The sequence below is a fragment of the Ruegeria sp. AH3 genome (genome assembly GCF_056536265.1).
In genome coordinates this window covers 3,445,702-3,466,219 of the sequence record NZ_JBQFJL010000001.1, presented here as the reverse complement: position 1 = coordinate 3,466,219, position 20,518 = coordinate 3,445,702, and the positions used below count along the sequence as shown (strand labels likewise).

Here is a 20,518-nt window from a genome sequence, read left to right as displayed (position 1 = left end):
TGGGTCAGGTTCGTGTGACGTTCAACACGGTGTCGGGCGACTCATAGTTTTGCCATTGGCACGCGGCCAAGTCATTGATTTTGAATCAACTGGATTTTCCTCGATGCACTAGTTTTGCCTTTTGCGACTCAAAGGTTTTCCATTGCGTTGGAGCAGAGTGATATCAGCCATTCGTCTCAGGTGCAGAGAAAGCCCAGAAAGAGCCCAACCTGTACCCTGGATTTTATTGCTGCATGCGCTTGTAGCAGTAACAACATTGCAACTGCCGAATATCTTGTGCGGCCAAGCAGCGGAAAGAACTGTCATTCATGCAAATAGCAGCGATGCTCGCGGCGGCAGTTCACAGTTTGCTCAACAAAGCCGTCCTTCACTTCATCCGCAACAGCTATCGCCTAGCTGAATTGGTGGACACGGGACCGTGGCATATGAACAGTAAACACAACAGTCGCCTTCCAACGGCTTCAAAACTGTTTTGCACGACTTGCATTCATAGAACCACTGGCAAGCATCCGTTGGCATTTGCTCGGTTTCGCTGTGGCCGCACTTCGGGCAAATCAGGGTGCTTTCTAGGACTACAGTTTGTTTTGTCATAGTCTCACATCTGCATGATCAGGTAATCGTTAATCCGTGCCTCGTTAAACACAACGACCCAAGCCACGCCGGTGATTAGAGTTGTTCCTGCAAGCCGCCATTTTAACGTCGGTAAGGAACCGCGCCGATAAGATACCAGCCACGATATCGCGACGAGCGCCGTTGAAATCGTCAGCACATAGTAACTCGCTGCCGCAACCTTCCCAAAGATTGCCAACCAACTGCCGCCCAGCCCCAGTAACATCATCATCATGGGCAAAACGCAGCAAGTCGCGACGCCAAGCGCTGATAGCGATCCCAAATAGCTGAGGCTAAGGTACTTCTGCATTCTGTTTCCCTGATGGACTACGTCGCGCGGAGTTGTAGAGACAACAACCTCTCGTATAACTTCTGTAGCCACTACAGGATCAAGACAGGAAATCTCACATGTTTGCGATTGGGGAGGCATCCCGGCAAAGCGGTGTCGGAATTGAAACTATCCGCTACTACGAACGCGAAGGGATCGTGCCGAAACCAGAAAGGGCATCGAATAATCGACGCATGTACTCTGCGCACGATGTGGGACGGCTTTGTTTTCTAAGGAAGTGCCGAGACTTGGGTTTTGCGCTTGCCGATGCAAAGGTGCTTCTCAACCTGTCCGAAGGTGATAGCGAGGATTGCCAATCCGTTAAGGAACTGGCCGAGCTTCATATCTCCAATGTGCGTATGAAGATAATCGAACTTAAGCGATTGGAGGCCGCCCTGAATGAACTTACGGCCAACTGTAACATCGGTAACGTTTCTTGCCCGATGCTTACGCAGATACGGACCTACTAATGGCACTTTGAGGCTCGCAGTCGCCCTATGCCAACGCAGCATGACCCAAGATTCGGGCCGCGCAGAATCTACCGTTCGTTAGAGAGGTCAACTCGTTGATTTAGTAATGTTTCAATCAATCAATGAACATTTGTGCCTGGCCGCGGTGTTCTTGAAGCACGCGGCGATTTCGGACAGTGAGCCCTACCTGCCGTGCCTGAGCAATCAATTTGCTGCATACGCATTCGGCAGGTTTTATCGGAAGCCGACCTCTGATTTCCGAACCACAGAGCAATGGTTCTGCTTATCTTTGTCCCAAATTGGGCTGGGCAGACTTAGATCTTCTGTTGCTTTCCGTTGTATCAAGGCTTGTATCGTGTGTACTCGAAGTCCATATACACAGGGCTTACGTTTTTCTTTTTCGACCTGCTGTCTCCCAAACTCGGCGTTCAGTCTTTCGATTCAGACCGACCACGCCGAGTCGCCGCAATAATGCGGGCGGCAAGTATTAGGAGACTTCCACCATGGCAAATGGCACAGTAAAATGGTTCAACTCGACCAAAGGTTTTGGCTTTATCGAACCTGAAGATGGCAAGCGCGATGTGTTCGTGCATATCTCAGCACTTGAGCGTTCCGGCATCAGCGAATTGAAGGACGGCCAGAAGGTCACTTTTGACGTCGAAGCTGGCCGTGACGGGCGCGACAGCGCCGCCAATCTGGCACTGGCCTGACCTTTTACGGGCACCCTTATGGGGTGCCCGTTTGCACAATGGGCTGCTAAAAGCCCTTGGAGAACAAGTCAGTTGCAACAGCAGGAATTGACCCGGGCGCTCGCGCAATACCGTGTGCCCGATACGAAGCGTAGCGTTTTTGAACTGACAATCACTGTCATCCCCTTTTTCGCGCTATGGGGCGCAGCGTGGTTTGCGCTATCCCTTAGTATCTGGGTCACTGTTCTATTGGCCATCCTGGACGCCGCATTTCTGGTGCGTATCTTCATCATCATGCATGATTGTGGTCACGGATCTTTCTTTAGAAGCCGCACCGTTTGCAATTGGACCGGCCGGGTTCTGGGTGTTCTCGCCCTGACACCCTATGACGTCTGGCGGCAAAGCCATGCGATTCACCATGCCTCAACCGGTAACCTTGATCGGCGTGGTATGGGTGACATTCCTACATTGACCATTGAGGAATACCTGAAACGGAATTGGTTCGGGCGTGCCGCTTACAGGTTAATCCGGAACCCTTTTTCCTGTTCTGTATCGTACCGGTCTACACGTTCTTTTTTCAAAATCGCTTGCCCTTTGGTTTCATGCGGTCAGGCTGGCTGTATTGGGCAAGTGCAATGGGAACAAACGCCGCGATTGCGGTGGTCCTGGCTCTGATTTTTTGGGCCGGAGGCATTGAGGTTTTAGCGTATGTTTTCCTGCCAACCATGATCGTCGCCGCATCGATTGGTATTTGGCTATTCTATATTCAACACCAGTTTGAACACACGACCTGGGAACGGGAAGAAGTGTGGAATCTTCAGAACGCCGCATTCTATGGAAGTTCTCACTACGCCCTGCCAGGCATCCTGCGGTGGTTCTCTGCCAATATCGGTGTGCACCATGTTCACCACCTTGCCAGCCGCATACCGTTCTATCGGCTAAACGAAGTTTTGCGTGACCATTCTGAGTTGGAAAACTGCCAGCGTATTACTCTATATCAGAGCCTTCATTGTGCGCGATTGCATCTTTGGGATGAAAAAAGTCAGCGCCTGATGACATTTTCAGAGGCTTTGTCAAACGCCAATCCCAAAAAGAGCTTAGTGTAGTCTGGCGCGGACCAAATAGGCTTCAATAGTATCACCGCCGAGGGCGCGGATAGCCTCTAGTCGGTGAAGACCTTCAATCAGCACGAACCTTTTGTTGTCAGCGCGTATCTGGATCGGGGTCTTCTGGCCATTCTTCAGGATATCTTCGGCCAGCGTCAGAACTTTTTGTTGATCAAGCGTTTTCGCCCGTTTCACAGGTACATAGATCAGGTCGAGCGGATATGGTCTTTTCTCCAACATAAGCTACGTGAGCAACCTTTCGTGCATTTGTTGCGGTTCGAAGTTCGCTACAAGAGCTGGGGCTGGAACGTACGTCATAGAACCGAACGAACAGCGTCGCGCAGTTCCTGATGCATGATCCAGGTTGCTGGCTCATCTTCACTTTCGATGTGAGAAAATGCCAGGACCTGAGCGGCGCCATCATTCTGTACCGATCCGGCGTCGGGTAGATCTAGTTCCGTATTCTGCGATCAATAGTCCGATTTTCTTGAAAACCTTGATGGACGCCTCGCGCGATTTGTAACCGGCCGCCTGAGACAAGTGACCAATGGTCAGACCGTCCTTGCCTGCGATAGTAAGTGCTTTGAGCATTGTGACCTGCGCAGGGGTGAGCCTGATCTGTCGCAACGCCTCGGTATATTCTCTTTCACTGGGAACGAGGGTGCCAGAGTTTCCCTCCAAACGGCGTTGACCGCTACGCTTCCTGTCTCGTTCTTCGAGAATTTCTTTTAAGGCTTCAATGGCCAATGCTGGTGTTTCGCCAACTGCATCGGCAATCATTGCCTGCGTTTTAGCCGGTGGCTTAGGAAATGCCCTTGCAACACAATTGCCGCTCAGAACGCCAGCCTTAATCATGTACTTTCCAAATTCTTCCTCAATCACTCCTGATACGTCAGCGTTCCGCAACTTACGAACACTGCGGTCCTGAAACGCTCTTTGTTCCAGACCATGAGCTGACATCTTTGAACCGGGAAGGGTTACTTGAGGGGCATTTTTACGCATCAGAGAAACACCACCACAATTATCGCTGCAACGCACACTGCTAACGCAATAGATATCTTAATCCCATAAGACCGGCGACGCACCTTTTCGGCTTTGAGAATTTTACCCAGGTTTTCGTCAATCGAGTTATGGTTCACGGCTTAGTCCTTCCGGATTTGTCAGGCGGCTTTGGTTTCCACCAACTTATTGTCGCGGCACATTTTCGGTGCACTGGTCGTTCTGTCTCGTGAACGGCCGGTTACATTCCCAACCATCACCTCTTCGATTCAAATGAGCGTTTGAAGGGACAAGAATCGCAACGCACTTGTCCCGGTTTGCGCGAAAACCACGTTCGCATTTCCATCCGGAATAAGTTTCAGGCGCGAGGTATGCATGCTGTGGAACTGCCACAGGCTCACAGCCGCTATCCGCTGCCCTGTAACCTCTGATGCACACCCAACCATCCGCGCTGTTTTTGTCAGTCAGGCGGCCGTTGCTCGGGACACTAATCGCAACACAATCCTGGTCTTCCTTACGAAATCCCCAGTCACAGTGTACTTCCTGTGCGCCAAACCGGGTTTCGACGTACCCATTTTGAGGCGCAATCAATTCTTCGCATTTTTCTCCGACTCGTCGGAAGAGCCGATTGCACTCCCATCGATCTCCAGTCGATGCAAGATATGCGTTTTTAGGAACTGCTATTTCCTCACAAAGATCTCCAACACGCTGGAATCCATGGTTGCATTCCCAAACTGGACCATAGGAACTACCGGTCAAATGCGCATTTTGAGGTGCGTTTGCTCTTTGACACGATCCGTTCTTGTTTTCGAAACCTTCGTCACAAACCGATCCGTCGGCATTGCCTGCGACTTGGGCAGGAAGCTGCGTTCCTGAGAGCAACACCAAGAGTGTCGGGATCAGGCAAAGAACGCGGCGCAAAAACACGATGAATGACTGAATGAAGCGGAGCCTGAGACCTGATCTATCGGGCATCAAGCACGCAATTTATGAGCCATGTGCTGTTCATACGGCGCCTTCTTTAATTGGTCACCCGATGACTGGGGCTTGTCAGGTGACAGTTGCGAATGCTTGCGAGGAACTAGCTCATCACGAAGACCCCAGTGAAACCCGTTCCTATGCTGGGGCACATGCTACAGTTATTCTGAAGGCCATTGGATCATCGAAGCCGGCAGCATCGCGGCGACGAGTAACTTTCACCAATGCACTTTTGTGGTCCTTAGCCAGAATAGAGTCAAGGAAGTTTCCCTTGTCGCAATGCAAGTACCGCCAGGGCAGGTAGTTTTTGAAACTGCCGGTGACCAAGATCCTTGGTGAACTACCGAAAGAAATTGTCTGGCCTGAGTGCGGCGAAAGAGGAGTATGTGATCAAGGCTTCCCCGTGACTATGAATGACTGGCCTGATAACATTGGCTGCAACGCAGCGATTTTCGCGCCGCTTCTGCACAAGTACTCGCGGCGTGATCAAATGGCCGCTCGGTCCCGCACCCTGTAAATTGCGCCTGAGCCGAGAAAACTGTGCTGCGAGCGTACGCAACAAGATTTTGACACTTCCGCTCAGGGCACGCTACGTCCCACTCCTGCGTAAAAGAACTAGAACCACTATGGATTGGCGACCGACAGCGCCGCTCGCCAAACTGTCTCAGATGTCTATGCGCTCTGCAATGCTTAGCGCGTCTTCCAATTCAACGCCCAGGTATCGCACGGTGCTATCGACCTTTGTGTGCCCAAGCAGAAGTTGGACCGCGCGGAGATTTCCTGTCTTGCGGTAGATCTCAGCTACTTTGGTTCGGCGAAGCGAATGCGTGCCATATCCGCTCGGTTCCAATCCGATTGCGGTCACCCAGTCTCGAACCAGCCTGCCATACTGGCGCGTCGAGATGTGTGGTCGATTATGGAATCGGCTTGGAAACATGAACCGGCTAGCAAACATTTCCGGTGATTTTACCCATACCAATACAGTTTCTCGCGTGTTTTCCGTCAGTTCGAATTGAACAGATCGCTTGGTTTTGCTCTGGATCACCGAAACACGCTCACGGACGCGATCGTCTTTGACAAGATCGGTCACAGCGAGTTTGACCAGATCGCAGCCGCGTAGCTTGCTATCAATCGCGACGTTGAACATTGTGAGATCACGCATATTTCCAGAAAGTTCGAGCCGGGCACGGATCGCCCAGACCTGTTTTGGGAGTAGCGGTCGTTTCTGACCGATGATCCGCCCTTTGTTCCAAGCTCTGGGTTTTGGGGTGACTGCAGGTAGTTGGACTCTTGGCATATTTTGCACTCCGATCCACCCTCCGCACCCAAGCAACAGCACCGCGCTGACCACCGAATAGTACAAGCGGCGTGAATGCCTGCTGTCCGATTATGAATACTGGCATGGTTTAAGTGTGTGCATTAGGCGGCTTGAGCCCATATCACTACGCATAAGAACGGTTCGAGTCCAAACCGCGCGTACGCTTCGTCTTCAGCACCGATTACCGATCGGGTTCCACGTTAAAAGGCCCGGGTCAGCACCAATAAGATAAAATGAGATATGATCAGAAAAGCTGGTAAGACCGGCGTCAGGTTATCAGCGACGCCGAGCTAACCCAGGGCTTACTGATACGCCATTTCGCCACGCGCTCAACCCCTTGCAGCGTCGACAAATCCGCTCTCCGAACCCTTCGCTCCAGAATGGCGTTCTGCAACGAAGACACGGGCGTTCTTGCGGCACGTCATTGTGGGCGCGAGCCATGATCGTATCTGCTTCGTTGTCGGAGTCTTCCATCAGTTCTTAGCCTCGATTTCTGTTTTGGTTAATACAGCGACTGGAAAAGAAAGTTCCGAGCCCTAAGCCTTGAGATTGAAGGAGCTGCCTGGTTCAGACTGTCCGATGGGACGGCCTGTAATCCGAGGGGTTTTAATAGGACGAACTGGCATTCCTTCGTTCTCAGCAGCTTGGACAGCGAAAGCATACCGAGAACCGCTTGCGCATCCTCGTGGTATGGCTCGTTGATCTGATGATCCGTCGTCTGCCTCAGAAATGAGCGACCCGAGTAGAGGTGCCGAAGTTGAGTCTCAGACACACCATCCGCTTCCATGATCAGTTGCACCATCGGATCGGCCAAAAGTTGGTCGAGCAAGAATTGTGACAACTCTTTCGCAGACAATTTATCTATTGCGCGTGCTCTGTCCAAATCAGCAAGAGAAACGGTCAAGGTTCGCGCCAGACCGGGGTGAGATTTCCGTGGATGCAGAGAGATTAGCACTGATGCTTTCCAGGCTTCTGGATCCAAATAATCTGGTGGTGCGGAAAGCTCAGTTTCTATGTCGTATTCGCCCGCCGGGAGTAATTCGTCAAAGCCAGGGAAAGTAAACGGCCTGGAAAAGACTGCGATTGTCTTGCTGGTTATCTGGTTCATTTGGGTAGTTCTCCTTTGCTGATAGCGCTCGGAGATGCAGACAAAAACAAGCCACCCTCTCCCGGCAGGGTATTATGAACTTTGAGGTTTCGGCTTTGGTTTTTCGGGGACGGTGTCAGGCGCTTCAGACGTAACTTCTTTTTTCGGCGCGTCCGCATCGTTTTCCTTCAGTGCGGCAGCCGCTCTGGTCGTCAAGTCCTTGAAAGACATCATTTTGATCCTTTGATTGTCCGCACCACCCACGAGCCCAGATGGGGTGTGAAAAGTGAATGCGGATACCACCAATATAGGTATTGGTGGCCCAATTTACTACGTAAAGCCGTAGAATAAGACGGGTGGCTGAAGCAGAACCGAGGCGGCGGCAACCCTGGCGCGCTACTTTCGCTTCGAATATGGGCGATCAGTGTTCGCTGCGGTGCAGTCAACCAATGCGCCATCACCATGGAAGACTTTTGCTACATCGGGTGCAGCCATGCCGCGCGAGAGCGCGCTATAGTTCAATTTCAGCTTCACCTCGCCACCAGGGCGAAGCAGACAACTGGTGTTTTCAACAACGATATGATCACTGGTGGCTCCGACGAACGTGACGCCAGCAGGGAATATTAGACCCGCCGCATCGGTGTCCTGGAGTCCAATCGCAAGGATCGACCGAGTATTCGAAGGACTGTCTAAAGTCACACACTGCATTGAAGGTATAGGATAATTCATTTGCAAGGGATTTGGATTTGATTTGGCTTTCGTTTCGATCACTTCCGCCCAAAGCGTAAAAGCATCTGTGTAAAGCCCGCCGATCGCGTGCCCCGATACGGGATCGGTACCCAACAGGATAGCCTCACCCAGACGCAGGTTGTTGATCTTTCCGGTCGCACCCTTGCCAAGCGCCCATGGCAAACTGGCGGAGCCGCCGCCTGACACTGTTTCAAGAGCGGGTCCAAACGCGCGCTCGGTGTCGATGGCAAGCGACGAAAGCAATGCCATTGCTTCTGCAGAGGGTGCCACATGACCCAGACAGGCAAAATTTGCGCCAATCCCCTTCAGAGAAATCCCTTCCATTCTAAGAATTTGAAACACAGTGCTTTCAAGGTGTTCAGGCGGGATTCCTTCCCGCATATCCCCCATTTCCACCATCAGGATAATGTTGTGAGTAATGTTCTTTCCCAGCGCACTCATGGCCAGGCTTGCGATAATGTCCATCTCTGTGTTGAAGCTTACATCGCAGTAATCAACAACTTGCGCGACCTGGCTCAGCATGGGTGTTCGGATCAAGGATATGGAGCACGAGATTCCAGCATCGCGCATACGCATGATATTGCTGATCCGCGCGTCCGCCAGCCCTGTCGCGCCGCCTTCAAGCATAGCATTCGCAATCTCAGGGTGACCGCACACGGCTTTTGTCACGCCTGTAACCGTAATTCCACGGGGTCTAAGGCGATCGACAAGGAACCGTGTGTTGTAAAGAATTTTGCTCAGATCAATGTCGATACGCAGCTTGCTCATTCAATCGTCGTTACAGGTACGTGCTGCAAACGCGGAAAGGCAGAAAGAACCATGTTCACCAAGTTTGATGAAGGACGGTTCAGAGCGTCAGTGACCGGGAGGTACAATTTGCAGTTATAATCTGTGATGGCCTTTGAAATCTCAACATCATTCATTCCTTCATGGTTGATCGTCATGCCAATTACCTCTGTGTTCGCAAAAGCCTCGATCAGGGTGATTTCATCGCAAGGGTCGGGCATAGTCATGTTGGGGAAATCACATCGACGTTTTCGTTTAGGCGCGTGTTGAAGAATAACTGCATGTGGCTGACTGCCTCGCAGAATGAATGCTGATGTGCAAAAGGCCGGATGGCTTAGCGCGCCCTGGCCCTCGATCACTATGACATCCGGGTGTTCATCTTCAGATGCTGCAACAACAGCGCGCTCAAGCTCGCCACAGCAAAATTGCGGCGGCACCGAATCCATCGCGACACCATACTTGGCGCCCTGCATCAATCCTGTCTGGCCGGTACCGACCAAAACTGTTTTGATCCCATGCGCGTTAAGGGCACATGTCAGGATTGTCGCGGTTGTACGCTTTCCAATTGCACAATCGGTGCCGAACACCGCGATGCGGATCGCCTGGACGTCTCCAATACTGCCATCTAACAGGCGCAGGTCGGGATTGGGCCGCGGCTTGCGAATGTCGCGTATCGTGACATCGTGAATTTTGGCAAATCCGGCGAGCTCTTTATCATCACTAAGAAATTCATGCAGTCCACTCACGATGTTCATTCCGAGCGTTATCGCATCCACAACAACTTCGCGATCCTCAAGGGACATTCTGCCGCTGGCCGGCGCCATTCCGTAAATAAAAGTGTCGGGGATCGTAGCTTCATTAGCGACGGCGGCATCAAGATCATCGAAGATGGGAACCTGATTTGCGAAATTATCAAGCACTTTGCCACTGTCACAACCGCCATACGTGCTGTCGATCACCGAAAGAACGCGATAGGCCTGTGAATGTCGAACCAGACCATTAGCCGTCTTGCCATCGATCTTTGCGAAGTTTCCTTCGCAATACACAATTGCAGTCGGTGTATCTGTCACGAGTGTCTTGCGGTGAAGCTCTGGAAAAACTGCTTGTTCAGGCGCCAGCTTTTGCGCATCGCTGGCAATGAACTGCTTGGCATCCGACGCAATGGGTACGGGTTTCATATTTGTTCCTTTTTAGAGTGTGAAACGCGCGTCCTTGGTAAGGACGGGCAAAAATTGTGAAGTTTGGGAAAGTGGGCTTTCTGTCTGAATTCTCACTGGTTCAGAACACACAGCCCTTCTGATCGATGATAGTTTTTGTGGCATTGCCACCCATTGCCGGATCGGTCGATATGGGCATTTGCCGGTAGCTCGATTGCATTGCAGCGATCACCGGACGCCTCGTAGCCACGTTCGCATTTCCATCCAACTCCATGGATCGCGTCATCGTAGAAAGCATTTTCAGGCACAAACACGGCATCGCACCGTCCGTCGCGCTCAAAATACCCACGCTCGCACGTCCAGGGACGCCCGCTGGTTGATGCGTTCAGAAAACCGTTTTCCGGCACCGCTACTGCCACGCATGCTTCTCCGTCTTTTTCGTAGCCACGGTTGCAACGCCATGCAGATCCATAAGTGCTATTCGTCAGGTAAGCATTATCCGGCACCACGATTTTCTGGCAGCTATCGTCTACTCTTGTGTATCCACGCAGGCACCGCCACCTCTCACCTGATGGATCGAGATATCCACCTTCAGGCACAATCACTTCAGTGCATGAGGTGCCGCCAACTTCAACAAAGCCGTGCATACATGCCCACCCTGAGCCGTAGGTTCTGTTTGTGGGGTATGCATTCCCCGGCACGACAATGGCCACGCATTCTTCGCCTTCCAACCGATAGGACAAATCGCATTCCCAACCGTCGCCATACTTATTGGGATGCGCGTTATCCGGGATCGAATTTGTTTCTGCCGATGCGGGACTTGATGAGATAAGGGAGCCCGTCAAGCAGCTGAAAACGCCAACAAACAGCGCCGTCATGAAGTGAGAGTAAAACCAGTGCTGGTTTTTCGATTTGTCCTGGTGCAAACGACGTTGTCCGAATGTTGAGTGATTGAGTTACGATCCATCCAGGTTCAGCCCCTCAATGCAGGCCTGTGCTAGATCTTTGTTGGGGGTTTGGGATCCCGGTACCGTTGCCCAGCCGGCTGCCATAACGGCATCCTTTCGCTTGAAAGAAGTAGCTTCTTTGATCGTCGTTATTTTTTCGGCGCGTTGGGTGTCAGTTCTCGCCATGTCGACGCAGATCGGAACCAACGCAGCGATTACATTGTCGCGGGACATGGCGTTGGCCATCTTGTCCGCGTTACTGCCGGTCATCCATCCACCCCAAGAAAATCCAACGACGCCTACGAAAACCCCTCCGATCAGGGCGCCGTAGATTCCGGGTTTAAGCCATTCGGGCGTGTTCATAATCTATTCCTCCTGCGGGGAAAGCGCCGCATCGCTGTCATTGTTAGATGTGGCCAAGGTTTGGTCTTGCTTGAGCGCCAGTTCAAAATCTTCTGGGTCAATTGGGCGCATTTCCGTGCGGCCTGGCTTGCTGCCTTTGCCCTGAACTGTCAGGTAGGTTCCGGTTCTGCGATATGCTTCGAAACTCAGGCCCTGTAGTAGTTCTTCAACAACAACTACTTCATACTCGCCTGCAGGAAGTTCATCCGGGTAGCCGGACAAAGAGAACGGATTTGAAAACGTCACCAAAGAACTGGACGATCTCGTGCTCACCTTGGTCCTCCATATAGTTTGTTGGATCTTCCCCGCGCAGTCTGCCGCGGTACACGCTCGTAAGCGCTGCGGTAGTACTGGCGTTGTAATTTAGAATAATGTGCAAATGGCAGACGCGCGCTGATCGATGTTAGTCTGCGGCCAATGACCTGAGATTTTATTGGAATCTCAAATGCATTTGGTGCCCGAGGATCAGGTACTGCCAAAAATTGACTAACCTGCGTCAGTGCAACGATGTTTGGATTCCGGCAACGTGATGTGTGTTGGCGGGATATTTGCTGGCGTGTTCTTAACGAGTATTTGAGAAGCGCAGGAAATCCAGTACCGCAATCGGACTGTATTTATCTTGCGCTTCTTTTTCGGTGAAATCCAAAATCTGCCGAAGCGAATGGCGTCTCTAACCAGGTAACTATCATCAAAATCCCGGCATCGCTGAAGGGGTGAACCTATTGCTTCAACAGTGGCCCGGCCTGATCCAGATAAGTGGGGTCAAAACCGGCCAACGTCACCAGTCCGTCATAATCATCAAATGCCACTTGCCCGGATTGAAAAGTAACCAACCCCTTCTCCCGCAGTTGCCGTAGGACACGATTAACATGCACGGCACTCAGTCCCAGCGCATCGGCAAGGTGGTATTGTGTCAGGGGGCAAGTGTATCCCGTCTTGTTTGCCATCCCGACCTGAGTCAACCTCACACCAAGTTCCAAAAGAAAATGCGCCATGCGCTCACCCGCATCTCGCCGTCCTATGTTGACCAGGTGCTCAACCACCATCGCTTCATCTCGAGATACCGCCCAAAGAATTGCTGTCGCCAGCCGGGGCGTCTGCGCAAATGCTTCCAGGAGATCATCCACTACTACTTCAATGGCTTGGATTTCCATGATTGGTTCTATGCTGTGATCCGAGGTGTGCAACAAAACGCTTCGCAAGCCCAGAAAGTCACCCGGTATTTGGAAATCGACGATCTGACGCGACCCGTCAGTCTGGGTTTTGTAGGAACAAACCCAGCCCGAGGCCAGAATGTAGGCCGCCTGCTCTGATTGCCCTTGATGCACAAGGTCACGTCCGGCTTCAAAGGTTCTGCGACGCTTGTGCAGGCGTGCCAATACCGCAAGTTCAACCTCAGTCAGAGCGACGAAGTTTGAAAGCTTTCGGGTGAGTGGACTATTTTTGATAGTGCGCAAGTGTTCTTCCTTCATCGATGAGCAGCCCGCGAAACTATCCGACGCCAAGACTGCTTTCGATCAGTTAAGTATACAGCAATCTATGCCAGTATGGTGCAATTCATCGTGGCGCTTCCATGCTTGGACGCCTGTTAGAAAAGGACGTCTACCATGGCTGACCGGCAAGACCATTCAGGAATGGCCGCACTCTCAATTTGTGAAGCGCTTTTGCTTGCAATTAAAGATCGTGAGCTTCTGCCCGAACATGAAATTGTGGGAGTTCTGCATGACGCAGCTGCTGTCCACGAAACAGCGGTCGGCAATAACGATGAAAAGGACATGCACCAAGCCGCCGCTGTTCTGATAAACAAGATCATTGCTTCCGGCTATCGCGTTCGGCAGTAACGTTAGTTTCCTGTCAGAAAAACAAGATTACGCTCGTCAAAAAAGCATAACAACAAATAGAAGCACTATTGGTGCTTCGTTCCCGATCAATTCAAACACGAAGCAAGAACCAAAGATCCAATCTCTGCAATATCTCAACTTAATGAAAAATTCCACGACCGCGAATTACTCCCTCTTCCCCGCCACCTGCATGAGCCACAACGAGAATTTGCTTACTGGCTGAAGGCCCGCATGGCCTGTCCTACTGCACTGCCTGCGACAACGCAAACGTTGGCTTTGTTCGGCGTCTAAGTTGCTGATCCTATGTGCCTCGAAACTACAGTTTGATAGTATCGCATCATCATAGCTTTGAATGACCGGTCTGGCGACAACAGCTGCAACGCAGCGATGAATGTGCTGCGACAGCAAATCAATGCTGCGTCAGCAATTGCCGCAATCGCACAAGTCCGGTTTGTCCGCACCTTACCAGTTCGAGCACCGCGCGGCGAATGGCCATCCGTCCCAGATCCGTCTTTCACGGATCTCGCGGCGAAGGTGTCGGCAGAGCCCAACCTGTACCTTGGAATTTCTCGCTGCGTGCGCTCGCAAAATGAAAATTGCCGCAAGCGCTTAGATTTCTGCGCCGCAGGTAAGCGGGAAGACCGGCCATTCGTTCAGGGTGCGGCGAGCTACGTACAGGAAGCTTACTGGTTGCGAATATTCTCGATCTTCGCTGCGGGTGCGGGGAAGCCTATTTCGGTCAATGAAGCCCATTGCTAGATAAAACGAAGGGGGCCAAGGCCCCCTTCTTGTGACTTAGCTTACATCATGCCGCCCATGCCGCCCATGTCGGGCATGCCGCCTGCAGGTGCGCCTTCTTTGGCGGGCTTGTCGGCAACCATCGCTTCCGTCGTGACCAGCAGGCCAGCAACCGATGCCGCATCTTCCAGAGCAGTACGAACAACTTTGGCCGGGTCGATCACACCAAACGAGAACATGTCGCCATATTCTTCGGTCTGAGCGTTGAAGCCGAATGCGGCATCCGAAGATTCGCGTACTTTGCCGGCAACAACCGCACCGTCGACGCCCGCGTTCTCAGCGATCTGGCGCAACGGCGCTTCAATCGCCTTGCGCACGATGTTGATGCCTGCATCCTGATCGGCGTTTGCGCCTTTCAGAGTCTCCAGAGCTTTACCGGCCTGAACCAGAGCAACACCGCCGCCAACGACCACGCCTTCCTGAACAGCAGCGCGGGTTGCGTTCAGAGCATCGTCCACACGGTCCTTACGCTCTTTCACTTCAACTTCGGTCATGCCGCCAACGCGGATAACGGCAACACCGCCTGCCAGTTTGGCAACGCGCTCTTGCAGCTTCTCACGGTCGTAGTCGCTGGTGGTTTCTTCGATCTGGGTGCGGATCTGAGCAACACGTGCTTCGATCTCGGCTTTCTCGCCAGCACCGTCGACGATGGTGGTTTCGTCTTTGGTGATCTCGATTTTCTTGGCGGTGCCCAGCATGTCCATGGTGACGGACTCGAGCTTCATGCCCAGATCTTCGCTGATGACCTGACCACCGGTCAGGATTGCGATGTCCTGCAGCATGGCTTTGCGGCGATCGCCGAAGCCCGGTGCTTTGACAGCAGCAATTTTCAGGCCGCCGCGCAGTTTGTTGACAACCAGAGTTGCCAGCGCTTCGCCTTCAACGTCTTCTGCGATGATCAGCAGAGGCTTCTGCGACTGGATCACCTGCTCGAGCAGCGGAACCATCGGCTGCAGCGAGGACAGTTTCTTTTCGTGCAGCAGGATCATGCAGTCGTCGAGCTCTGCGATCATCTTGTCTGCGTTGGTGACGAAGTAAGGCGACAGGTAGCCACGGTCGAACTGCATACCTTCGACAACATCGGTCTCGGTTTCCAGACCTTTGTTTTCCTCGACGGTGATAACGCCTTCGTTGCCAACCTTCTGCATCGCATCCGCGATCTGCTGGCCGATTTCGGCTTCGCCGTTGGCCGAGATGGTACCAACCTGAGCAACTTCAGCGCTGTCTTTAACTTCACGCGAAGCGTCTTTGATACCTTCGACAACCTTGGCAGTTGCCAGATCGATGCCGCGCTTCAGGTCCATCGGGTTCAGGCCAGCAGCAACCTGCTTCAGACCTTCGCGAACGATGGCTTGAGCCAAAACGGTTGCAGTGGTGGTGCCGTCGCCGGCTTCGTCATTGGTGCGGCTGGCGACTTCTTTCACCATCTGCGCGCCCATGTTTTCGAACTTGTCTTCCAGTTCGATGTCTTTGGCAACGGTTACGCCATCCTTGGTGATGCGCGGCGCGCCGAAGGATTTGTCCAGAACCACGTTGCGGCCTTTGGGGCCCAGCGTCACTTTAACGGCATCAGCCAAAATATTTACACCGCGCAACATGCGATTGCGGGCATCGGTCGTAAACTTGACGTCTTTAGCAGCCATGTGACTTGCTCCTTAGTATGTTGTTTGTTGTTACCTGGTGAACCTGAGGCGTCAGGCGGCTTTTGCCGCAGCAGAATCCTCGATGATCCCCATGATGTCGCTTTCTTTCATGATCAGCAGTTCTTCACCGCCGATGTTGACTTCGGTGCCCGACCATTTGCCGAACAGGATCCGGTCACCTACGGAAACGGCCATTGCGATCAGCTCGCCGTTGTCCTTGCGTGCGCCTTCGCCGATTGCAACAACTTCGCCTTCGCTGGGCTTTTCTTTTGCGCTGTCTGGAATGAGCAGGCCGCCAGCGGTTTTTTCTTCGCTCTCAACGCGACGAACCAGCACACGGTCATGTAGAGGTTTGAAGGCCATTCTGAATTCTCCTCAATTGGCGATTCATCCTATTAGCGCTTCCAGCTGGAGAGTGCTAACAAGCGAGATTTCGGAAGGGTAAATCACTGTTTCAAGAGGTTTGACTGTAAATATTTTTGGCGTCGCGGCGCTCAGATAAAAACGTTATAAATCAACTTAATAAATAAAAATGGGTAGCTCAAAAATTAACATCTAATACGAAGCAATGTTACTTCCCGACTGCCGATCAGCACAGGTTCGCGGGGCGCTTCGCTGCCGATAGTCTCACACCCGACGATTGATAAATTCAAGCCTCCTCACATAGAGCAAAAAGAAGCCCATGATATGCCGGCTCAACGAAAGGCCGGGCCATGCGCCCATACTGTCAGAGAGTATCGCTCGCCCTGCTCAACCGGCGTCACCTGATGTAGCAAAAAGCTGGGAAAGACTGTCGCGCTTCCCTGATACCGACTGGCTGTCACTGCGTAGGCATCAGGCATGATCTCAAGGTCGCCCCCGTCATACATTCCCGGCTTGCTGAGCTGAACAACCAGCGTCAGTTTCCGTTTTCGAGCGGTCGGGCCATCTCCTATATCGGAGTGCCAGGCAAAATGACCCCCATCAGAGGCCTTGTAGCATGCAACCTGCGGGCTCTCGGAGAACTCCCGCAGATCAAAGTCAAACTTGTCAGTGTTGGAACGGCGCACCAGGCTAATGAGACGCGCCATGACCCATCCGGTTCCATTGACGTCGTCCAGCCAGGTCACATCACATCTGCGCAAGTTGTGATCCCTGTTCTGGCCGACCAGCAAGGCCTCATTTGCCGGGGCTTGCTTCGATGCGGCAACAATTTGCTCGCATTCCCGGGAGGTGAACGCTCCGGGAATCGAATGTATTTCCATCATCCTGAACACCATTTGTCAGATTGCCGCTGAATATTGCGACAACCTGCTCATGTCGCTGCGCCGTTTTCGACCAAAGCGTTCGAAAGCGACGCTTTTTTGTTTGTGAGACGCAAAATTATTTGGGATTTGCGGTTCCAAGACCACGTGCCTGTTCAACCATGATTCATACTGGGTTTCGGAATGGCAAATGCCCGTCGGACTAAAGTCTCACGTCACATTCAGACCAAAAGCGGCATCATTGCCGTCGCGAGGCTTAAGACGAGGAAAAACCCTGCCATGTCAGTTATCGTCGTCAGCAAAGGGCCGCTGGCGACCGCTGGGTCCTGACCGATGCGCTTCAACAGCAAAGGCAGGACGCCGCCGATTGACACAGCTATGATTGTGTTGAGCCCAAGCGCTCCTCCGATCACCAAACCCAGAAACGGATTGCCTTTCCACATCCACGCAACGGCGCCGATCAGAAGCCCCAAAACGAACCCGTTGATCACTCCGACCGACACTTCCTTGATCCAGACCCGCATGGCATCAATCGGTCGGGCAAGGCCGAGGGACAGTTCGCGCATGCTCACGGCGACGGCCTGATTGCCCGAGCAGCCGCTCATGTCGGACACCATCGGCAGGAAAACAGCGAGCGCGATCACAGCAGCGAGGGTTTGTTCGTAGGCGGCGATCACGCTAGCTGCGATCACGTTAAGAACAATATTGGCCGACAGCCATTGTAGACGCCGCCGCGCCCGAAGTGGAATCGGCATCGACCGAAGTTCATCGCCGAAGACACCCTGACGTTTCAGGCTGGACGATTCCGCGCGTTTCAGCAGAGCTTCATCGACGGCTGAACGTGAGACGACACCCACCAGATGCCCGTCCGCCTCGACGACCGGCAACCCAAGAAACGGGTGTTCACCGAACAAGTCTTCCAGCTTCTCCAGCGGCATGTTGGCCTGGACGGTAATTGGGGGCACCATGATATCAGTCAAACGCGCGCTTCGGCGAGTGGACACGAGGCTGCGTAATGAGACCACACCAATTGGAGTGCCATTTGAGTTCAGTACGTAGGGATGCTGGCCCCGATACCGTTCGAGGTCATATTCTTCGTTGGCGAAGCGCCTGAGCACTCTTCCCACTGTATCGGTCTCGGAAAATGTGAAGGCTTCTGCAACCATGAGGCCGCCCGCGACATCGTCCTCGTACTCGACCAAACGACGAACTTCTGCGGCATCTTCGGGATCCATCCGAGTAAGGATCGCCTCCGCATCCGCGTCTTCAAGCTCTCCAATGACATCAGCCTGAACATCCGAATCCAGCTCTTCGATAACCTCTGCGGCTTGCTCCGACCCCATGCGCTCGACAAGATCGACTGCCAGCGCATTCGGTGCCTCTTCGACAAGTTCGGCAGCCAATTCCGGTGGCAGCAACGAAAGTGCGATGCTCCGCTGTTCTCCTGGAAGATTGAGTAACTCACGCAATGCATCGCTCAACGGAAGAGGATCAAGCAGGTTTGCGAGTTCAGCCCCGTCACGCTCTGACAAAGCCTGCTGCAACTGCATTTCCAGTTCCTTTGGGAAAGTATCTGTGTCGCTCATATTCAATTCTTTGATGGGGATTCTGGTCAATGTTGGACTTATAGCAGATTTTAATTGTCTATAGACAAATAATTATTGCCAATATAGGAAAAGTCATGCGTGAAAATGACTGGATATCCATGACCGCTGAACGCTTGGCGGAACTTTACGATCAGGACTTTGGCGGTAAGGCAAATGGACGTTATCGAATTCCGGATAAGCTCGTGCGTCGGATCGCAGGGCGCAGGCGTTTATACGAAACTGACATCCGTGCATTGTCGGTCTCGCTTTTCGAACTTGGGTACGTGTTAATCGATATGGACACGTTTTATGTCGTGATGAGCGCCAATTCGTTTGTGAACTACAGACGTGCCAACGATGACTGCATAGAGTAGACGCTATGGTGAAGCGTGCGGCACACCCAGAAATCATAGGTTGGCGTGAACGCATCAGCCTGCCCGACTTCGGAATAGAGAATATCCCGGCCAAGATAGACACCGGTGCAAGAACCGCAGCACTCCATGCTGTAGATCAGACAGTGTTTGAAATTGACGGCGAGCGATGGGTTGAGTTCATGATACCAGTCCAGAACCGCCGTTCACCAAACCGGGTTCGAACCAGAGTTGTCGACGAACGCGAGATCAAGAACACAGGTGGTGTCCCAGAACGTCGACTGATCGTTAGAACGCAGCTTTTGCTTGGACGGCATCGTTGGCAGATCGACGTCTCTTTGGCCAACCGTGCGAAGATGGAATTTGATCTGATCCTGGCCGCACCGCCATTCGCAGGCGGGGATTTTAGTCGATCCGGGTCACTCCTATCTGCTGGGTTCCGGAGAAGCTCCAACAGGGATCAAGAAGAAAGCCAGACGCAAGGACCCGGAAGGACAACGCCAATGAAATTTGTCATGCTGGCCCGGAACCCGGACCTTTATTCGCACCGCCGTCTGAAAGAAGCCGCCGAGCAGCGCGGCCACGAGCTTGATATCGTGAACACGCTGCGCTGCTACATGAACATCGCTTCACGCCGGCCGGAGGTCTATTACGATGGTAAGAAGCTCGGGCGTTATGACGCGGTGATCCCCCGGATAGGAGCGTCGGTCACGTTCTATGGATTGGCCGTGCTGCGGCAATTCGAAATCATGGGTGTTTTCCCACTCAACGAGTCAGTGGCGATTGGCAGATCGCGCGACAAGCTGCGCTCCATGCAGCTCATGGCGCGGGACGGCATTGGTTTGCCGGTCACCACCTTCGCTCATGATCCGAAACAGACCGGCGAAGTTCTCAAACTCGCGGGCGACGCTCCACTGGTGGTCAAGCTGCTGGAGGGTACGCAGGGCATCGGGGTGGTTCTTGCCGACTCAAACCGGTCGGCAAAATCCGTTGTCGAGGCTTTTCGCGGCGCGAAAGTTAACATCATGGTCCAGGAGTTCATCAAGGAAGCGGGCGGCGCAGATATTCGTGCGCTTGTGGTTGGTGGCCGTGTTATCGCGGCGATGCAGCGGAAGGGGGCCGAGGGAGAGTTCAGATCCAACCTGCACCGGGGTGGAAGTGCCCAACCCATCAAGATCTCGCCCGAGGAACGCTCTACCGCCGTGCGTGCAGCCAAGACGATGGGGCTGAATGTCTGCGGCGTAGATATGCTGCGCGCCAATCATGGAGCGGTTGTCATGGAGGTGAACTCCTCACCAGGACTTGAAGGGGTGGAAAAGGCAACCGGCATTGATGTTGCGGGCAAGATCATCGAGTTTCTGGAAAAGAACGCCACCAAGGGAAACACCAAGACCAGAGGGCGCGGATAA

At 52.9% G+C, this 20,518-nt stretch carries 24 protein-coding genes; 8 read left to right on the top strand and 16 right to left on the bottom strand.

The annotated features are described in order from the left end of the window. Positions 1–372: 372 nt before the first annotated feature. Both ACR3EM_RS17540 and ACR3EM_RS17535 read right to left on the bottom strand, forming a co-directional pair. A complete protein-coding gene (locus ACR3EM_RS17540) occupies positions 373–591 on the bottom strand; it encodes a GDCCVxC domain-containing (seleno)protein (RefSeq protein ID WP_237217120.1) in 219 nt (72 codons plus the stop codon). Between the two features lie 4 nt (positions 592–595). Next, positions 596–919 (bottom strand): hypothetical protein, encoded by a 324-nt coding sequence (locus ACR3EM_RS17535; protein WP_170499188.1) that lies wholly within the window; start codon positions 917–919, stop codon positions 596–598. A gap of 98 nt (positions 920–1,017) precedes the next feature. Here ACR3EM_RS17535 and ACR3EM_RS17530 point away from each other — a divergent pair, with 98 nt between their 5' ends. From ACR3EM_RS17530 to ACR3EM_RS17515, 4 genes are all read left to right on the top strand, one after another. After that, complete coding sequence (locus ACR3EM_RS17530) at positions 1,018–1,407, top strand: MerR family transcriptional regulator (RefSeq protein WP_170499190.1); 390 nt, start codon at positions 1,018–1,020, stop codon at positions 1,405–1,407. Positions 1,408–1,910: 503 nt separating this feature from the next. Next, a complete protein-coding gene (locus ACR3EM_RS17525) occupies positions 1,911–2,117 on the top strand; it encodes a cold-shock protein (RefSeq protein WP_170430361.1) in 207 nt (68 codons plus the stop codon). An 18-nt stretch (positions 2,118–2,135) separates the two neighbouring features. Beyond that, complete coding sequence (locus tag ACR3EM_RS17520) at positions 2,136–2,771, top strand: fatty acid desaturase (RefSeq protein ID WP_480468814.1); 636 nt, start codon at positions 2,136–2,138, stop codon at positions 2,769–2,771. Beyond that, positions 2,699–3,202: a fatty acid desaturase gene (locus ACR3EM_RS17515; RefSeq protein ID WP_480468813.1), complete on the top strand. Its 504-nt coding sequence runs from the start codon at positions 2,699–2,701 to the stop codon at positions 3,200–3,202. Before ACR3EM_RS17520 ends, ACR3EM_RS17515 begins: the two co-directional genes overlap by 73 nt. Here the strand turns inward: ACR3EM_RS17515 and ACR3EM_RS17510 are convergent. From ACR3EM_RS17510 to ACR3EM_RS17465, 10 genes are all read right to left on the bottom strand, one after another. Further along, entirely contained in the window at positions 3,194–3,442 is a 249-nt protein-coding gene (locus ACR3EM_RS17510; RefSeq protein WP_170353732.1) for a ParB N-terminal domain-containing protein, read from the bottom strand. The two genes, ACR3EM_RS17515 and ACR3EM_RS17510, sit on opposite strands and share 9 nt — an antisense overlap. A gap of 180 nt (positions 3,443–3,622) precedes the next feature. Further along, a complete protein-coding gene (locus ACR3EM_RS17505) occupies positions 3,623–4,204 on the bottom strand; it encodes a hypothetical protein (RefSeq protein ID WP_480471869.1) in 582 nt (193 codons plus the stop codon). 1,639 nt (positions 4,205–5,843) lie between these two features. Then, on the bottom strand, positions 5,844–6,476 hold the full coding sequence (locus tag ACR3EM_RS17500; RefSeq protein ID WP_480468811.1) for a tyrosine-type recombinase/integrase: 633 nt from the start codon (positions 6,474–6,476) through the stop codon (positions 5,844–5,846). A gap of 523 nt (positions 6,477–6,999) precedes the next feature. After that, the gene (locus tag ACR3EM_RS17495) at positions 7,000–7,605 is read right to left on the bottom strand and encodes a hypothetical protein (RefSeq protein ID WP_480471868.1); all 606 of its coding nucleotides are present in this window, start codon (positions 7,603–7,605) and stop codon (positions 7,000–7,002) included. A gap of 375 nt (positions 7,606–7,980) precedes the next feature. Next, positions 7,981–9,102 carry an alanine/ornithine racemase family PLP-dependent enzyme gene (locus tag ACR3EM_RS17490; protein WP_480471867.1) on the bottom strand — a complete coding sequence of 374 codons (1,122 nt, stop codon included), beginning with the start codon at positions 9,100–9,102 and terminating at the stop codon, positions 7,981–7,983. Beyond that, positions 9,099–10,298: an N-acetyltransferase DgcN family protein gene (locus ACR3EM_RS17485; protein WP_480468809.1), complete on the bottom strand. Its 1,200-nt coding sequence runs from the start codon at positions 10,296–10,298 to the stop codon at positions 9,099–9,101. The genes ACR3EM_RS17490 and ACR3EM_RS17485 overlap by 4 nt, the downstream gene beginning before the upstream one ends. A gap of 92 nt (positions 10,299–10,390) precedes the next feature. Further along, entirely contained in the window at positions 10,391–11,203 is an 813-nt protein-coding gene (locus ACR3EM_RS17480) for a hypothetical protein (RefSeq protein ID WP_480471866.1), read from the bottom strand. Between the two features lie 30 nt (positions 11,204–11,233). Beyond that, on the bottom strand, positions 11,234–11,587 hold the full coding sequence (locus ACR3EM_RS17475; RefSeq protein WP_010442293.1) for a hypothetical protein: 354 nt from the start codon (positions 11,585–11,587) through the stop codon (positions 11,234–11,236). A 3-nt stretch (positions 11,588–11,590) separates the two neighbouring features. Beyond that, the gene (locus ACR3EM_RS17470; RefSeq protein ID WP_170499210.1) at positions 11,591–11,899 is read right to left on the bottom strand and encodes a hypothetical protein; all 309 of its coding nucleotides are present in this window, start codon (positions 11,897–11,899) and stop codon (positions 11,591–11,593) included. Between the two features lie 446 nt (positions 11,900–12,345). Further along, positions 12,346–13,098, bottom strand: coding sequence for a Crp/Fnr family transcriptional regulator (locus tag ACR3EM_RS17465; protein WP_170499212.1), 753 nt, complete (start codon positions 13,096–13,098; stop codon positions 12,346–12,348). A 135-nt stretch (positions 13,099–13,233) separates the two neighbouring features. Here ACR3EM_RS17465 and ACR3EM_RS17460 point away from each other — a divergent pair, with 135 nt between their 5' ends. Beyond that, positions 13,234–13,467, top strand: coding sequence for a hypothetical protein (locus ACR3EM_RS17460; protein ID WP_010442296.1), 234 nt, complete (start codon positions 13,234–13,236; stop codon positions 13,465–13,467). Between the two features lie 387 nt (positions 13,468–13,854). Continuing rightward, positions 13,855–14,226 (top strand): hypothetical protein, encoded by a 372-nt coding sequence (locus ACR3EM_RS17455; protein WP_480468806.1) that lies wholly within the window; start codon positions 13,855–13,857, stop codon positions 14,224–14,226. A gap of 41 nt (positions 14,227–14,267) precedes the next feature. Here ACR3EM_RS17455 and groL read toward each other — a convergent pair whose 3' ends face one another. The 4 genes from groL to mgtE form a co-directional block, all read right to left on the bottom strand. After that, positions 14,268–15,908, bottom strand: a complete 1,641-nt coding sequence (gene groL, locus ACR3EM_RS17450; RefSeq protein WP_480468805.1) for a chaperonin GroEL — start codon at positions 15,906–15,908, stop codon at positions 14,268–14,270. A gap of 51 nt (positions 15,909–15,959) precedes the next feature. Beyond that, a complete protein-coding gene (gene groES / locus ACR3EM_RS17445) occupies positions 15,960–16,271 on the bottom strand; it encodes a co-chaperone GroES (protein WP_480468804.1) in 312 nt (103 codons plus the stop codon). A 332-nt stretch (positions 16,272–16,603) separates the two neighbouring features. Then, positions 16,604–17,155: a 2OG-Fe(II) oxygenase gene (locus ACR3EM_RS17440; protein ID WP_480468803.1), complete on the bottom strand. Its 552-nt coding sequence runs from the start codon at positions 17,153–17,155 to the stop codon at positions 16,604–16,606. A 218-nt stretch (positions 17,156–17,373) separates the two neighbouring features. Further along, positions 17,374–18,738 carry a magnesium transporter gene (gene mgtE, locus ACR3EM_RS17435; protein WP_480468802.1) on the bottom strand — a complete coding sequence of 455 codons (1,365 nt, stop codon included), beginning with the start codon at positions 18,736–18,738 and terminating at the stop codon, positions 17,374–17,376. Between the two features lie 95 nt (positions 18,739–18,833). Between mgtE and ACR3EM_RS17430 the strand changes: the two genes are divergently transcribed. Both ACR3EM_RS17430 and rimK read left to right on the top strand, forming a co-directional pair. After that, positions 18,834–19,112 carry a hypothetical protein gene (locus tag ACR3EM_RS17430; RefSeq protein ID WP_480468801.1) on the top strand — a complete coding sequence of 93 codons (279 nt, stop codon included), beginning with the start codon at positions 18,834–18,836 and terminating at the stop codon, positions 19,110–19,112. A 5-nt stretch (positions 19,113–19,117) separates the two neighbouring features. After that, positions 19,118–20,518: a 30S ribosomal protein S6--L-glutamate ligase gene (rimK, locus tag ACR3EM_RS17425; RefSeq protein WP_480471865.1), complete on the top strand. Its 1,401-nt coding sequence runs from the start codon at positions 19,118–19,120 to the stop codon at positions 20,516–20,518.

Excerpts from the sequence above, each read along its gene's own strand:
- ACR3EM_RS17505 (WP_480471869.1), bottom strand. The coding sequence starts at position 4,204 with ATGCGTAAAAATGCCCCTCAAGTAACCCTTCCCGGTTCAAAGATGTCA.
- ACR3EM_RS17515 (WP_480468813.1), top strand. The coding sequence starts at position 2,699 with ATGCGGTCAGGCTGGCTGTATTGGGCAAGTGCAATGGGAACAAACGCC.
- ACR3EM_RS17465 (WP_170499212.1), bottom strand. The coding sequence starts at position 13,098 with ATGAAGGAAGAACACTTGCGCACTATCAAAAATAGTCCACTCACCCGA.
- ACR3EM_RS17440 (WP_480468803.1), bottom strand. The coding sequence starts at position 17,155 with ATGATGGAAATACATTCGATTCCCGGAGCGTTCACCTCCCGGGAATGC.
- ACR3EM_RS17540 (WP_237217120.1), bottom strand. The coding sequence starts at position 591 with ATGACAAAACAAACTGTAGTCCTAGAAAGCACCCTGATTTGCCCGAAG.
- ACR3EM_RS17510 (WP_170353732.1), bottom strand. The coding sequence starts at position 3,442 with ATGTTGGAGAAAAGACCATATCCGCTCGACCTGATCTATGTACCTGTG.
- groL (WP_480468805.1), bottom strand. The coding sequence starts at position 15,908 with ATGGCTGCTAAAGACGTCAAGTTTACGACCGATGCCCGCAATCGCATG.
- ACR3EM_RS17430 (WP_480468801.1), top strand. The coding sequence starts at position 18,834 with ATGCGTGAAAATGACTGGATATCCATGACCGCTGAACGCTTGGCGGAA.
- ACR3EM_RS17520 (WP_480468814.1), top strand. The coding sequence starts at position 2,136 with ATGGGGTGCCCGTTTGCACAATGGGCTGCTAAAAGCCCTTGGAGAACA.
- ACR3EM_RS17525 (WP_170430361.1), top strand. The coding sequence starts at position 1,911 with ATGGCAAATGGCACAGTAAAATGGTTCAACTCGACCAAAGGTTTTGGC.
- ACR3EM_RS17475 (WP_010442293.1), bottom strand. The coding sequence starts at position 11,587 with ATGAACACGCCCGAATGGCTTAAACCCGGAATCTACGGCGCCCTGATC.
- ACR3EM_RS17500 (WP_480468811.1), bottom strand. The coding sequence starts at position 6,476 with ATGCCAAGAGTCCAACTACCTGCAGTCACCCCAAAACCCAGAGCTTGG.
- ACR3EM_RS17455 (WP_480468806.1), top strand. The coding sequence starts at position 13,855 with ATGAATGTGCTGCGACAGCAAATCAATGCTGCGTCAGCAATTGCCGCA.
- ACR3EM_RS17535 (WP_170499188.1), bottom strand. The coding sequence starts at position 919 with ATGCAGAAGTACCTTAGCCTCAGCTATTTGGGATCGCTATCAGCGCTT.
- ACR3EM_RS17490 (WP_480471867.1), bottom strand. The coding sequence starts at position 9,102 with ATGAGCAAGCTGCGTATCGACATTGATCTGAGCAAAATTCTTTACAAC.
- ACR3EM_RS17530 (WP_170499190.1), top strand. The coding sequence starts at position 1,018 with ATGTTTGCGATTGGGGAGGCATCCCGGCAAAGCGGTGTCGGAATTGAA.
- groES (WP_480468804.1), bottom strand. The coding sequence starts at position 16,271 with ATGGCCTTCAAACCTCTACATGACCGTGTGCTGGTTCGTCGCGTTGAG.
- mgtE (WP_480468802.1), bottom strand. The coding sequence starts at position 18,738 with ATGAGCGACACAGATACTTTCCCAAAGGAACTGGAAATGCAGTTGCAG.
- rimK (WP_480471865.1), top strand. The coding sequence starts at position 19,118 with ATGGTGAAGCGTGCGGCACACCCAGAAATCATAGGTTGGCGTGAACGC.
- ACR3EM_RS17485 (WP_480468809.1), bottom strand. The coding sequence starts at position 10,298 with ATGAAACCCGTACCCATTGCGTCGGATGCCAAGCAGTTCATTGCCAGC.
- ACR3EM_RS17495 (WP_480471868.1), bottom strand. The coding sequence starts at position 7,605 with ATGAACCAGATAACCAGCAAGACAATCGCAGTCTTTTCCAGGCCGTTT.
- ACR3EM_RS17460 (WP_010442296.1), top strand. The coding sequence starts at position 13,234 with ATGGCTGACCGGCAAGACCATTCAGGAATGGCCGCACTCTCAATTTGT.